Source organism: Methylophilus sp. (genome assembly GCF_052437885.1).
Taxonomy (GTDB): Bacteria; Pseudomonadota; Gammaproteobacteria; order Burkholderiales; family Methylophilaceae; genus Methylophilus.
The window spans coordinates 26,044-38,474 of the sequence record NZ_JBQVPB010000011.1; the positions used below are offsets into that span (position 1 = coordinate 26,044).

16 protein-coding genes are annotated in these 12,431 nt (G+C 46.7%); 7 read left to right on the top strand and 9 right to left on the bottom strand.

The features are described 5' to 3' along the window. Positions 1-28: 28 nt before the first annotated feature. The 5 genes from ACT6RZ_RS11545 (at position 29) to ACT6RZ_RS11565 (ending at position 4,550) form a co-directional block, all read left to right on the top strand. On the top strand, positions 29-988 hold the full coding sequence (locus ACT6RZ_RS11545) for a rolling circle replication-associated protein (RefSeq protein ID WP_444702248.1): 960 nt from the start codon (positions 29-31) through the stop codon (positions 986-988). 70 nt (positions 989-1,058) lie between these two features. Then, positions 1,059-1,250: a hypothetical protein gene (locus ACT6RZ_RS11550; RefSeq protein WP_444702249.1), complete on the top strand. Its 192-nt coding sequence runs from the start codon at positions 1,059-1,061 to the stop codon at positions 1,248-1,250. Between the two features lie 524 nt (positions 1,251-1,774). Next, positions 1,775-3,058, top strand: a complete 1,284-nt coding sequence (locus ACT6RZ_RS11555) for a virulence factor TspB C-terminal domain-related protein (protein WP_444702250.1) — start codon at positions 1,775-1,777, stop codon at positions 3,056-3,058. Further along, a complete protein-coding gene (locus ACT6RZ_RS11560) occupies positions 3,055-3,324 on the top strand; it encodes a DUF2523 domain-containing protein (RefSeq protein WP_444702251.1) in 270 nt (89 codons plus the stop codon). The genes ACT6RZ_RS11555 and ACT6RZ_RS11560 overlap by 4 nt, the downstream gene beginning before the upstream one ends. After that, positions 3,321-4,550 (top strand): zonular occludens toxin domain-containing protein, encoded by a 1,230-nt coding sequence (locus tag ACT6RZ_RS11565; RefSeq protein WP_444702252.1) that lies wholly within the window; start codon positions 3,321-3,323, stop codon positions 4,548-4,550. The genes ACT6RZ_RS11560 and ACT6RZ_RS11565 overlap by 4 nt, the downstream gene beginning before the upstream one ends. A 488-nt stretch (positions 4,551-5,038) precedes the next feature. On the opposite strand, the gene ACT6RZ_RS11570 is transcribed toward ACT6RZ_RS11565, so the two are convergent. The 8 genes from ACT6RZ_RS11570 to ACT6RZ_RS11605 form a co-directional block, all read right to left on the bottom strand. Then, a complete protein-coding gene (locus ACT6RZ_RS11570; protein WP_444702253.1) occupies positions 5,039-5,326 on the bottom strand; it encodes a hypothetical protein in 288 nt (95 codons plus the stop codon). Positions 5,327-5,529: 203 nt separating this feature from the next. Next, positions 5,530-6,723 carry a zonular occludens toxin family protein gene (locus tag ACT6RZ_RS11575; protein WP_444702254.1) on the bottom strand — a complete coding sequence of 398 codons (1,194 nt, stop codon included), beginning with the start codon at positions 6,721-6,723 and terminating at the stop codon, positions 5,530-5,532. Next, the gene (locus ACT6RZ_RS11580) at positions 6,720-6,989 is read right to left on the bottom strand and encodes a DUF2523 family protein (RefSeq protein WP_444702255.1); all 270 of its coding nucleotides are present in this window, start codon (positions 6,987-6,989) and stop codon (positions 6,720-6,722) included. The genes ACT6RZ_RS11575 and ACT6RZ_RS11580 overlap by 4 nt, the downstream gene beginning before the upstream one ends. After that, entirely contained in the window at positions 6,986-8,332 is a 1,347-nt protein-coding gene (locus ACT6RZ_RS11585) for a virulence factor TspB C-terminal domain-related protein (RefSeq protein WP_444702256.1), read from the bottom strand. Before ACT6RZ_RS11585 ends, ACT6RZ_RS11580 begins: the two co-directional genes overlap by 4 nt. A 25-nt stretch (positions 8,333-8,357) precedes the next feature. Further along, positions 8,358-8,690: a hypothetical protein gene (locus ACT6RZ_RS11590; RefSeq protein ID WP_444702257.1), complete on the bottom strand. Its 333-nt coding sequence runs from the start codon at positions 8,688-8,690 to the stop codon at positions 8,358-8,360. A gap of 60 nt (positions 8,691-8,750) precedes the next feature. Further along, the gene (locus tag ACT6RZ_RS11595; protein ID WP_444702258.1) at positions 8,751-8,942 is read right to left on the bottom strand and encodes a major capsid protein; all 192 of its coding nucleotides are present in this window, start codon (positions 8,940-8,942) and stop codon (positions 8,751-8,753) included. Positions 8,943-9,017: 75 nt separating this feature from the next. Continuing rightward, positions 9,018-9,965: a rolling circle replication-associated protein gene (locus tag ACT6RZ_RS11600; RefSeq protein ID WP_444702259.1), complete on the bottom strand. Its 948-nt coding sequence runs from the start codon at positions 9,963-9,965 to the stop codon at positions 9,018-9,020. Between the two features lie 73 nt (positions 9,966-10,038). Further along, complete coding sequence (locus ACT6RZ_RS11605; RefSeq protein ID WP_055871928.1) at positions 10,039-10,302, bottom strand: hypothetical protein; 264 nt, start codon at positions 10,300-10,302, stop codon at positions 10,039-10,041. Positions 10,303-10,471: 169 nt separating this feature from the next. Between ACT6RZ_RS11605 and ACT6RZ_RS11610 the strand changes: the two genes are divergently transcribed. Together ACT6RZ_RS11610 and ACT6RZ_RS11615 are read left to right on the top strand one after the other, a co-directional pair. Further along, positions 10,472-10,777 carry a hypothetical protein gene (locus tag ACT6RZ_RS11610; protein ID WP_444702260.1) on the top strand — a complete coding sequence of 102 codons (306 nt, stop codon included), beginning with the start codon at positions 10,472-10,474 and terminating at the stop codon, positions 10,775-10,777. A gap of 243 nt (positions 10,778-11,020) precedes the next feature. Beyond that, a complete protein-coding gene (locus ACT6RZ_RS11615) occupies positions 11,021-11,260 on the top strand; it encodes a hypothetical protein (protein ID WP_444702261.1) in 240 nt (79 codons plus the stop codon). 54 nt (positions 11,261-11,314) lie between these two features. On the opposite strand, the gene ACT6RZ_RS11620 is transcribed toward ACT6RZ_RS11615, so the two are convergent. Continuing rightward, positions 11,315-12,391 (bottom strand): response regulator, encoded by a 1,077-nt coding sequence (locus ACT6RZ_RS11620; protein ID WP_444702262.1) that lies wholly within the window; start codon positions 12,389-12,391, stop codon positions 11,315-11,317. Between the last annotated feature and the right edge of the window lie 40 nt (positions 12,392-12,431).

The window sequence follows — 12,431 nt, forward strand, 5'->3', positions numbered from 1 at the left end:
AATTTTAACGACTCGGAATCGCTAAAACATGGAACTAAGTATAGACCAAAGTTTTGACCATATCAATGATGCAGCGCTAGATGTTAGAGGCAATACAGGCATTGAAAAACCCTTTGAATACAGATTAAAAACACGAACATTTTTAAATAATACGGTTGAGTTTGTCATGTCACGCATAAAGCATCGAATACCGAAGCTCCACAGCGACCCTATCTACGGGGAAATGACCTCATACACCAAAACCCTAACCGATGAAGAAAGGGCGGCAAAAGATGCAGAAAACCTCAGTCGCGCAGTCAGGCGTGCAAAACAGGCTGTTTACTTCTCTGTCATGCAAATATCAGCAGATCATCTGCTTACCCTTACAACTCGTGAAAACATCCAAGACCGTGAAAAATTCTTTACGGTTTTTACTAAATTTATCCGGCTCGTTAGAACCAAGATCCTTGTGGACGGCCGCCTTGTATCGACCCCGCGTCGCCCGTTCCATTACGTTGCTGTACCTGAGCTCCAAGACCGTGGTGCATATCATATGCACTGTGCAGTTGCTGGCTTTCAGGACGTTAAGCTGCTTCGTGCTTGTTGGTATGTTGCGCTTGGTGGCTCTGTTGGTGATTCTTCCGATACTGCGCTTGGTGCTATTAATGTCAGGTACAAACAAAGGCGGCTCGGTGGTCAATCAGAAACCTTTAAAACCTTTCAACTTGTCGGTTACCTCACGAAATACATTGATAAGGATTTCGCGGCAGATAAGGCACTTCGCCTACACCGCTACCGTAAATCAAAAGACGTTCCTAAGCCAATCGAGTTCGACCAAGTCCTCATGGCCTGTAACTACCATGGAAACGATTTTCTTGACGCGATCATTGAGGTTAACAGTATTGCCGCCTTTGTCACAGGGCAAAACACTGCAGGCATGATTCAGTGGAACAGGGGGCAAGATGTATATGTATTACGTTCGGTCTTTCATGAAGAGCTGGAAGACTAAAGCAACAGAATTTGCCTTTCTGGCAAGTGTGGTCGCAGTCACTTTACTGCGTTTTTATTGAGGATGAATCATGAAATTGATTAACAAAGTAGTAGCAGGTGTAACTGGTCTCTTGGTCGTTGGTCTTGCACATGCAGAAGTTCCGGCAACAGTTACCGCCGCCTTCTCAGAAGCAAATACCGATATCGCTACCGTAGCATGGGGCCTGGCTGTTGTAGCCTTCATTGGTACAACAATCCGCATCATTCGTAACCGCGCATAATGCAAGGGTAGGGCGGCATAAAAAAGTCGCCCTTTTTCCATGGGATTCCAATTAAAAGATATTTGTTACCCTGATCAACAAACTGCAGTTGATGCGTTTTTCTTGTCACAGCAAATGCACCTACAGTCAACACCTGACGATACGAGTATTTTCTATTTTCAGAAGTACCAGAACCAGTGGTCTATATGTAGGCAAAACACAAACACGAACACTCCCTCAACGTGTTCAACCATAGAAAACCCCGTTCTCTCAGAGTGCGTATACGCAAGTGACCCTGTATCAAATTTCATGACTGGTTTAGAGCTGGGTGGCTATGTGGCCGCTGTTATTGCAATCGCAGCAATTGGCAAAGTCATCAGAGAAAAGGCTATATAAATGAGCGAATTAGGCAACCTCTATATGTGGGCAGGTTTTCTTTGTGCAGTCTTACCGGCATACGTCCTAGCATCATGAATCCATCGAATAGTTTTTATGAGTGGTGCGTGGGCGCTACCCACTGGATATGCGGACGCGGACCGCTCATTATGTTACTCCTCCTGCTGACCCCAGTAATCTCTAATTCAGCAGAGGAATACGCAAAACCACGATTCTACTTATCAAACTTTGCTGACATTTATTACGATACACAAGAAGCTGCTTGTTCTGCAGGTGCACCCCGTCAAGTAGCCAATAGCGGTACTCTAACAAGTGCTATCGTTGCTTATTCCAACGGAAACCGCAACATGCTAGGAACCTGCTGGATTAAGTCCACGCCATTTAATCAGGTAGGCACCTCTGTTTCAAACCTCAATGTACTAGCGCAACATAGCTGCCCTGCAGGCTATACACTTGGCCCAGCTAACCAAACAAACATCTACCAGCGCCTCTGCACAATTGCAAGTTGCCCATCAGGCACCACGCTAAATACGGCCACAAATAAATGCGATGACAACTGCTTACCCATTAAAGGCCAGCTAGCTTCTTTTGGCTTGAACTGTTCCTCAGAAACCTCCCAAGCTATGCCAGTATGTATGCCTAATAATTGCGCGGCTAACGTTATAGATACAGCAAGTGTAAGGCTCGGAAACTGTTGGTATGGTTCAAATACAGCTAGATACACCGGCGAACGTTGTAATGGTCAACGGTCGTCAAGTTCATTCTCAAACCCCTCAAACGAAAATCCGCCGCCAGCAGACAAGCCTGAAACAGACTGCATCAAACAGGGGAAAAGTTTTGGCTATGTGAACGGTGTACCAGTATGCGTGCCTAAAGGTTCTGCAAGCGCAACACCTATTACACAAACAAACCAAAACACCACTACAACTACAAACACCGATTCAGGCGGCAACACCACATCGAGCACAACAACAGAAACGAAAAATGCGACACAAGAAGGCGACCAAGTTACAAGCCAGATAATAAAAACAAACCCTGACGGCACAAAAACCGAAGAAACAAAGACAGAGCCTGTCTATCAATTTTGCGCAACAAACCCCACTCACCCGATATGCAAGAAACCTGCAAGCGAGGAGGAGGAGGGTGTAGACCCCTGTGAGGACAGGCCAGACTTACCACAGTGTTATGACAGGGGTGAACCCACCGATACAGACACAATATCCAGTGTAAATAAGTCTTTCTCTTTTGCACCCCTTGCCATGGCATCAAGCGCAGGTTGCCCAGCAGACCGTGTATTTGTTCTTTCTGGCCGCTCATTTACAGTTCCTTTCGACAGGTTCTGCACGCTGGTCGCCTCTCTCAAACCTTTGATACTGGCATTTGCATACATGACTGCTGCCGGCATCATGTTTAATGGATGGAAAAATTCATGACTTGGTATACATGGGTTATTGCACTAGTCTCGCCTGTAGTAAAGAAGGTGCTTCTCGCCCTAGGTGTCGGAATAATCACATATACAGGCTTTGACTTGATGATCGGCCAGATACAGGGCTATATAAATAACCAAATGTCTGGCTTAGCTACAGAAGTCTTCCAGACCATTTCACTAATGGGCGTTCCTGAATCCTTCGGCATCATCCTAGGTGCATACGCCTCTAGTGCAGCTTTGATGCAGGCTAAAAGGTTCGCACTACTATGATCACTATAATTACTGGAACGCCTGGACAAGGTAAGACAGCCTTATTAGTAAAAATGCTACTCGACAATGACAGGCTAATGGAATCTGCAAGACCAGTCTTTGCCTGTAACATTCCAGATCTCAAAATCCCGCACGTCAAAGCGCCCCCTGTAAAAGAGTGGACTGTATTAAAACCACTCGAACTAGAGCCAGAAAAAGACAGGGCTGAATACGCATTCCCGCCTAATTCACTACTGATTGTTGACGAGGCTCAGCTATATTTTGAGGCACAGTCATCCGGCTCAAGGAAGCCACCCCACATCCAAGCCCTGCAGACACATCGTCATACCGGCCTTGATATAATCCTCATTAGCCAAAAACCCATGCTCATGCATGCAGATGTTCGTGCACTCTGCGGCCGCCACATACACTTAAGGAAGTCTTTCCTGCAGAGAAAACTTTACGAATGGCCGGAGTACTCAGATGTAAACAGTAAGGCGGCACTAAAAGAAGCCATCAGGAGGCCATACAAACCACCTAGAGAGGCCTTCAAATACTACACATCATCACAGCTACACACGAAGCAACAAGCCAGAACTAACCCCTTAATATTCGCGCTGCCTCTCTTAGCAATAATGCTTGCAGGCCTTTCCTACCGTTATTACACGACGCATCCACAATTATTCAATAAAGAGGCAAAAAATGAAGTTGGCCAAAACCTCAAAGTGGTCGAGAAGGGCGCGGAAACTAATAATGCAGGACAGGCTCTTTCACAAGCTATACAGCACAGTCTCCCCATCGGGGTACACCCTAACCCAGATGCACCGGAAACCACTCAGGACGTACACGGTGATCCGGCCTTCAATGTCTCGAATGAGGTACACCCTTATTCTGGATTTACGTTTGTTCTCGTTGGCGTGGTGAAGTCAAAAGCAAACGAGCTTAGTTATTACAGGCTTTCAAATGGTGAGTATGGATTCACAGCAACCAGCACTGATCTAAAAGAACTAGGCTACTCCATCAAGGTAGCAAACAGGTGCACAGCATACTTGGTGTACGAGAAGGCCAAGATAGTAGCTATTTGCGGCCTCCCAGAAGCCCCTAAAGCGCCTCAAACTGCCCGCAGTGACACAGAAGACCCAAAGGGGGATATTAGGGGGCGACAGCCCCTTGATGCAGACAGTATCGATATAACTCCGAAGAGCTGGGAAACTTATCATGCACCGTCGCCCCTTACGAAGTACTAGGCCCCCTGCTAAACAAATAAAAGCCACTTATGTGGCTTTTTTTACACCTTCGCTTAACTGCAGGAACACTACAATTCTTAACAATTGCTGCAAATTACACGCGCCGCTAGGCGCGCCGTACTAAATTTATATTACGGACGTTTTACAACAGAATAATAAAAAAGCATGGGTTTTGATCAATCAAAATATATTGAGTTGCCGAAATGGTCGGACGAGTTGCGGCATCTGTATTGGATGATTAGATTTGAACGCCGGAATGTAGCGACGCGTAGAAGGTATTACAGGAAGGTAGAACGCGAGAAATTGCGTTTAGCTGAACTTGGTATCAATCAAACAAAAATAGCGGCTGTATGCCGCTATTTATCAAACTTCAAGAATGCAGAAACTTTAAGCCGGATATTGGCCGAGATTGAGGCCCAAATGACGATAGATTTTAGAACGGTATGAAGGCCTCTTATTCTCTGACCTCCTATTTCGTATAATGTATATTATGTTAAATCGCAGAAGAAAGCTAAGGCCAACTGATAATCTGGTTCTGCCAGCGTCTTTCGCAATGTACTAGCGTTTTTGAAGTTACAAAGATAGCGGCAAACAGCCGCTATTTTTATTTGTGCTATCCCAGCTTCGGCCAACCGCAATTTCTCTTTCTCGACCTTCCTGTAATACTTCCTACGTTTCGACTCGATACGTCCTTCTACTCGAATAATCCAATACAGGTGCCGGAGACTTTCCGACCAGTCTGGAAGCTCTACATATTTGCTGCCGTCAAATGCCATGGTTTTTATTGTTCTGTTGTAAAACGTCCGTAATATAAATCTAGTGGCGGCCACAGCCGCCAGACGTTGCGCCCAGCCGTCCGCGGTGCCCGCTGCCAGCTTGTCGCACTAGGAAACGACAGAATGTTAATTAGTGTAATCATTGGTTTAAGATAAAGAGTTGTAAAAAAAGCACCTAAAAGGTGCTTTGTTCGGCAAGGGGGTCAGTACTTTGTAGCTGGCGACGGTGCGTGATACGTATCCCAGCTTCTCGAATCCAGATTGATGTTGTCTGCATCAGGGGGCTGTCGCCCCCTAATATCCCCCAAGGTATCCTTGGCCTTAGCTTCGATGGTTTGGGGCTTTTGTGGGTCCTGTGGCAGGGCGCAGATAGCTACTATCTTGGCCTTTTCGTATATCAGATATGAGGTGCAGTTGTTTGCTACCTTAACCGAGTAGCCCAGCTCTTGCAGCTCATCACTTGTGGCCGTGAATCCATACTCACCATTGAAAAGCCTATAGTAGCTAATTTCCTTTCTAGCGCCCTTCACTGACCCCACCAGAACGAAAGTAAAGCCAGAGTATGGATGAATGTCATTTGAGACGTTAAAAGCTGGGTCTGGTCCTGAGTACTCTTGCGCCCCCGGGGATTCGTGCAATTCACCATCGATTAGATCCCGACGAGGTTTTTTTGAATCTGTGCCGGCTTTGCTGGGTGCGCTGGAAGCCGCTTCCTGTATAGGTTTATCACTCATGCGGCCAGAAATACTTGTAAAAGCTCGATAGCCCATATAACCCATAAAAACGACAGCTAGAGCAAGATATATCCAGACCTGATGAAAGCGCCGAGGTTGCTTTGTATGCATCTCGCTGGACTTGTAGTATTTGAAGGATTCTTTAGGCGGTTTAAATGCCCTCTTCGCCGCTGCATCTAAGTTTGCCTTATTGTCCGTGTCGTTATATTCCGGCCATTCGTAAAGCTTGCGGCCGAGGATAGTATCTCTGATGTGGATATGGCGGCCGCAGAGGTGACGAACATTGACGTCTACAAGGTTAGGCTTTTGCGTAAGCAGGATTATATCTAAGCCCGTATGGCGGTGCGTTTCAAGTGCAGCAACGTATGGCGGTACTTTGGTTCCTGCAGAGCGTGGGCGGTAGACCCTCTGAGCTTCATCCAGTATCAGGTATGAGTTAGGAGGAAAGGTAAAGTAATCAAGCATTAATGACGGGTCATCAGGGTCTGGCCGCTTCTCTGTCCACTCTTCTACAGGTGGCGCCTTTACATGCTCGATTCTTAAGTCAGGTATGCCCATAACAAAAACAGGCCTCGCATTTGAGGCCTTGTCGTTTGCTAGGAGCATTTGAACGAGTAACGCAGTTTTGCCCATGCCAGGCACGCCAGTGATTATTGTAATCATAGGATACCCAGCCTTTTAACGACCATGAGAGAAGCCGCAGAGGTAATGCCGCCAAGCATTATTCCTATCGATTCAGGAATACCCATCATTGTGGCTATACCGAGTATGTCAGATGTAGTGCCACCAATCGATTGATTAATCATTGTGGTTAACTGACCTATTGCCATATCGAAGCCAGTAACCGTAATAATGCCTATGCCTAGTGCGACCATAACCCTTTTTGCGATTGGTGCGACTAGTGCGAGAACCCAAGCAGCCCAAGTCATGAATTAGCCCCTCTCAAACCCATAAATAAGAACATGGCCGCAGACAGATAAGCGAATGCAAGCATGAACGGTTTAAACATGGATGCGTAATTACAAAGCCATGTATAACTGAATGTGATTGACTTGCCAGCTATAGATACTGACTTGTCGGCAGGGCATGAACCGCCTGAGGTAATGGTTACAGGTGAAAAGTTGATTGTTCGTGCGTCTGTAGTGAGATTATCGCCCTCCTCAGCTTCACCAACCTTCATGCATCTAGGCAGGTCTGGGTTGTCCTCGCAGGAATCTTCGCCCTCCTCATCCTCACTGGCAGGTTTCTTACATATCGGGTGCGTAGGGTTTGATGCACAAAATTGATAGACAGGCTCTGTCTTTGTTTCTTCGGTTTTTGTGCCGTCAGGATTCGTTTTTATAGTCTGGCTTGTTACTTGATCGCCATCCTGTGTGGCGTTCTTTGTTTCAGTGGAGGTATTAGAAGTACTGTTTCCGGCTGAATCTGTGTTAGTCGTCGTTGTGGTACTTTGGTTTGTTTGGGTAACGGGCGCAGCACTAGCTGAGCCTTTAGGTACGCAAACTGGAACACCGTTTACATAACCGAAACTTTGCCCTTTTCGTACGCAATCAGTTTCTGGCTTATCGGTAGGGTCTGGGGCGTTTGTAGGGTTTGAAAAGGAAGCCGCAGAAGGTTGTCCGCTACAACCCTCTCCCGAATATCTGGCTGTATTAATACCATAATAACAACTGGTGACAAATACGCTTGTAGTGTCAACGATGACGGCCGCACAGTTATTTGGCATACAAACGCCCTGACCTGATGAAGTTCCAGCTGAGCAATTCAAACCGAAAGAGCCCATCTTGCCTTTCATTGGTAGGCAGTTGTCCTCGCATTGGTTTGTAGCTGTATTCAGCGTGGTGCCAGTGGGGCAAGCTGCTATTGTGCATGTGCGCTGATAGATGTTTGTTTGGTTTGCTGCACCAAGTAGATAACCAGCCGGGCAAGAATGCTGGGCTAATACATTCAGGTTTGAAACGGAGGTGCCTGTCGAATTGTATGGGGTAGACTTAATCCAACATGTACCTAGCAGATTGCGTCCACCGGGGTATGAAACAATCGCACTAATTAATGTTCCATTGTTTGCAACCTGTCGAGGTGCACCAGATGAACATGCAGCTTCCTGAGTATCGTAAAAGTTATCAGGAAAGCCTGACAGGTAAAAACGAGGCTTAGCGTATTCCTGAGCTGAGAAACAGGAGCTAGAAACCAATAAGAGGAAAAGAAGAGATAGCAGCTTCATTTTGTGAGAGTGATAACAGGTAAAACCACAATAAGGAAGCCAGCCCAAAGATAAATGTTTGCAAGTTCATCCATTAGAACCTCACTCTTAAAAAGCGCCACAGAAAAGCCACTATGATCGCGCCAGCTACAGCAGCACCGAGTTCAGTACCAGCTATAAATTGGGCGGTTGGGTCGCTATGGTCTGTACATGTTGAAAACGCCGGAAAGTTGATGTCAGGGCATTGAGTAAGGCCACCAGTAGACAAACTGTGAGCGCCCATGCACCAAGCACCAGAGACTTTTTCAGGGTAGAAAAAAACGCTTGTTGAATCGTTAACAACGAATGCAGGCTGCATAGATTGTGCATATGCATCTTGTGCCATAGTCTCAGTTGAATAACAAACATCTTTTAGTTGATAACCCATGATTTTGTCCAAAAAATGGCGAGGTGATGAACCCCGCCAAACTCGAAGGAAGCAAGCTTATTAACCAGCCTTGCGCTTCAACCAGAACAGAACACCAACGGTTACAGCCATGCCCAAAAACAGGCCACCAAGTGTTACACCGTCAGCTTCGGCAGTTGCAATCGCGTCAGCTACACCAGCTGGCAGAGCAGCCATTGCAGAAGTTGCCAGACCAGTTAAACCCAAACCTAATGCATAAGAGATACGTTTCATGATTACACCCTTTAAAAAAATCGACAGTAGACGACTGTCAGCGTAGTGGCCAGAAAGGCCAATTCGATAATTCGGTTAATCCACATAAGCAGAACGGAGGATGTAAATATCCTCCCCCCTATTCCAGGGAATCATTTGTGTAGGATGTTGCCCTGTGACAAATTGGGCTATTTGTGACACCTCGATTAGGGCGTCAATGAAGTCTTTACCGCCTGCATTACAGGCCATAAGCACTTGGTTAAACTCGATAGGTTTAGGAATATCACGCGCTTTTAGATAGCGGTGTTGCCCCAACTCCGAAGTGTGTGCGAAGTCCTTATCAATGTATTTTGTAAGGTAACGAACAAGGGAAAAAGTCTTATGTGTTTCTGATTGATTACCCCAGCGTTTCTGGCGGTATTGCACATCAACTTGACCAAGCGCAGTATCGCCAGCATCAGAGATATTGCCACCCAGCGCGACATACCAACAGGCACGTAGGAAACGAATGTCCTGACGACCAACCACAGCGCAGTGAAGATGATATGCACCACGGTCCTGTAGTTCAGGGACAGCCACGTAAGCATAGGATTTACGCGGTACTGTAATGAGGCGACCATTGACCAGAATCTTTGTGCGGACAAGTCTAATAAAGCGCTGGAAAATTTCGAAGTATTTAGCGCGCTCTGTAATGTTTTCACGGGTCGTGAGTGTGAGCAGATGATCAGCGCCGATTTGACGGATTGCATAGTGAACAGATTTTTTTGCACGTCTTACCGCCCTTTCTAAGTTTTCTGCATCTTTAGCAGCCTTCTCTTCATCTGTCAGTGTGCGAGCGTACGTAGTTAACTCGCCGTATGTCGGCTCTTGAGTTAGCTTTGGAATTGTATGCTTAATGCGCGTCATGATGAAGTCGATAGTGTTATTTGCAAAGGTCACAGTCTTAAGTTTGTATTCGTGTACGCTTTCAATGCTTCTATGGTTCTTTGGGTCAAGGTAGTCATCGTTGACAACTGAATCAAAGGTATTTAAAGTTAAGTCCATGTTTAAGCCATTCCGAGTGGTTTAAATTAGAAAAAGCCAATTGATTACAGTCAGTTGGCTTTTTCGTTGTCTATCACGCTGGTTTTACTGGTAAGAGGTCAACAATAGACGGTACTAAGCGCCCGTTATCCCCTGCCCTGTTACGAACCACGGCTGTATATTTGCCGCCTTCTTTGTACGAATTCAATTTGTCCAAATCGCCGTAAACAGGGATATTGCCTGCTACTTTGGCTTCTATGTCATAAACTTGGAATGTGCGGCGGTGCCACTCTGTACCGCGCTGGGATTTGCCGGATTCTGTTTCGCCGATAGATAAAACTTGAATTTGAATTGACATGATTTAAGCCCTTATATAGCCCCTTGTGTGTGTAAATCGGAACTATGGGGGCAGGTTCATAGTCCGTGTTAAAGTTAGGACGTATGTTAATCCTAAGTTTATGACGTTGTCAATACTTTAGAACGGTATAAAATACTGACTATTGAAATAAAGCTGATAGGAGCTATAAATGGCCGGATACGGACTGATTGAAGCAATCAAAGAAAATACAGATTTGAAAAGCGATTATGCGATCGCAAAGGAAATCGGCGTAGGCAGGCAGAATATAAGCACCTGGAAGAACACGGGAACGATGCCAGACGCGATAACGGTATTGAAGTTAGCAGAACTAGCCAAGCTGACACCATCACAAGCCCTAGCGAAGCTGCAAGGCGGCTATGCAAGTGTGTCACTGATGGTAGTGACAGCAACCCTTTCTATCGCCCTGCTTTCAAGCCATTTCCCAGCTAACCCACTGTATATTATGTTAAATTAAAGATATGCGGCAATTCAGTGCCATAAACGCATTCCCCCTGTTGTGATTTGAGTTACTATCTGGACACATCCATGCCACAAGGTGCTTAAGATGAAAAATGTTTATGTTTGCATTGCCAGTTTGTTTATTGCAGCATGCACTACGCATCACAGTCACACCGTTGCACATCCGCAAGCCCCGTCCACTGTCACAAACCCTGTGCAGATCACCGGTAAAGTTGATCAGGCACTTAGGAGTGGGATCTTGGGAAAAAGCGTGACCAGCACTGTGTTCATTTATTTTGACGAGGTGCTGCATATCACCGGCAAACTGGATCGTACTGGCTTTGGCGAGCTGCCGGGGATCAGTTATCAGGACAAGCGGGTTTCCAGCACTTGTAACTCCAGGCCTACCGGCCCTAAAACTGCCGAGTTAAGCTGTATGGTATTTATTGACAGTAAACCTGCGACCACCCTGGTCATGGAAACCAAGCGCAACAGATAGCGCCGATATCAGCGCCCTATTTTTCATTGTTCGCTTTTATAGAGGCAGTCATGCTTATTCAGGCAAGTCTGCATGTTCTTCGAATATCTCTCTGAAGCGTTCGGCCAGCCTGGCAAAGGTGCTGAGTATCATGGGGTCGAAATGTTCAGGGCGTGTACGGCCATCGCCTTTCAAAATGATCTGCATGGCACGCTCATGGGTAAAAGCCGTTTTATACGGACGTTTGCTGCGTAGCGCGTCATATACGTCGCTGATCACCATGATACGCGCAGATAACGGGATTGCCTCTCCTTTCAGGCCATTCGGGTAGCCGGTGCCGTTCCAGCGCTCATGGTGGTTGAGTGCGATCTCAGCGCCCATCATGGTGAACGGCGAGGTGCTTTTGCCGTGACCCAGTATGCTGTGACCCAGGGCAGCGTGGGTTTTCATGATTTCCCATTCATCGGCACTATGCGCGCCTGGTTTGAGTAAAATATGGTCGGGGATGCCTATTTTTCCTACATCATGCAAGGGGCTGGCATGGTAGATGGTGTCTATGAAATCCGCGCTCATGCCCAGGTCAGCCGACAGTTCCTTACAGAAAAAAGCGATGCGATGGATATGGTCGCCGGTTTCCTTATCGCGGAATTCGGCCGCGCGCAGTATGCTGAACATGGAGTCGAAATAACTGGTCAGCAATTGCTCTGTGCGTTCTTCAACCTGCACTTCCAGCGTACGGCTATAGTTGCTCAAAAAGTCGTTATATTCCTTGAGGCGTAGCAGGTTGCGCACCCGTATCCAGAGCTCGGCCCGGTCTACCGGCTTGGTGACAAACTCCTCTACCCCGCATTGCAGGGCGCGCATTTTTGAGTTTCTGTCTATCAGCGCGGTGATCATGATGATGGGGATGACTTTGGTCGCCTCATTACTTTTCAGCTGTGCGGCCAGTTCAAAGCCATTGAGTACCGGCATCATGGCGTCGAGCAGAATAAGGTCGGGCTGATGTTGCGCGATCAGGTCCAGTGCCATTTTGCCATCATAGGCTTGCAAGGTGGCGTAGCCTTCTGAGGTCAGCAGCGTATCCAGATAGGTACGGTTATGCTCTTCATCATCGACGATGAGTATGGTCTTGCGTGTGACTTTCATGTCCATGGTTTCAACCCTCTCGCCAGCATTTTTTTATGCGCAGATC

Bases quoted from the DNA above. Each gene is read 5' to 3' on its own strand.
- ACT6RZ_RS11545 (WP_444702248.1), top strand. From the start codon at position 29: ATGGAACTAAGTATAGACCAAAGTTTTGACCATATCAATGATGCAGCG.
- ACT6RZ_RS11550 (WP_444702249.1), top strand. From the start codon at position 1,059: ATGAAATTGATTAACAAAGTAGTAGCAGGTGTAACTGGTCTCTTGGTC.
- ACT6RZ_RS11555 (WP_444702250.1), top strand. From the start codon at position 1,775: ATGTTACTCCTCCTGCTGACCCCAGTAATCTCTAATTCAGCAGAGGAA.
- ACT6RZ_RS11560 (WP_444702251.1), top strand. From the start codon at position 3,055: ATGACTTGGTATACATGGGTTATTGCACTAGTCTCGCCTGTAGTAAAG.
- ACT6RZ_RS11565 (WP_444702252.1), top strand. From the start codon at position 3,321: ATGATCACTATAATTACTGGAACGCCTGGACAAGGTAAGACAGCCTTA.
- ACT6RZ_RS11570 (WP_444702253.1), bottom strand. From the start codon at position 5,326: ATGGCATTTGACGGCAGCAAATATGTAGAGCTTCCAGACTGGTCGGAA.
- ACT6RZ_RS11575 (WP_444702254.1), bottom strand. From the start codon at position 6,723: ATGATTACAATAATCACTGGCGTGCCTGGCATGGGCAAAACTGCGTTA.
- ACT6RZ_RS11580 (WP_444702255.1), bottom strand. From the start codon at position 6,989: ATGACTTGGGCTGCTTGGGTTCTCGCACTAGTCGCACCAATCGCAAAA.
- ACT6RZ_RS11590 (WP_444702257.1), bottom strand. From the start codon at position 8,690: ATGGGTTATCAACTAAAAGATGTTTGTTATTCAACTGAGACTATGGCA.
- ACT6RZ_RS11595 (WP_444702258.1), bottom strand. From the start codon at position 8,942: ATGAAACGTATCTCTTATGCATTAGGTTTGGGTTTAACTGGTCTGGCA.
- ACT6RZ_RS11600 (WP_444702259.1), bottom strand. From the start codon at position 9,965: ATGGACTTAACTTTAAATACCTTTGATTCAGTTGTCAACGATGACTAC.
- ACT6RZ_RS11605 (WP_055871928.1), bottom strand. From the start codon at position 10,302: ATGTCAATTCAAATTCAAGTTTTATCTATCGGCGAAACAGAATCCGGC.
- ACT6RZ_RS11610 (WP_444702260.1), top strand. From the start codon at position 10,472: ATGGCCGGATACGGACTGATTGAAGCAATCAAAGAAAATACAGATTTG.
- ACT6RZ_RS11620 (WP_444702262.1), bottom strand. From the start codon at position 12,391: ATGGACATGAAAGTCACACGCAAGACCATACTCATCGTCGATGATGAA.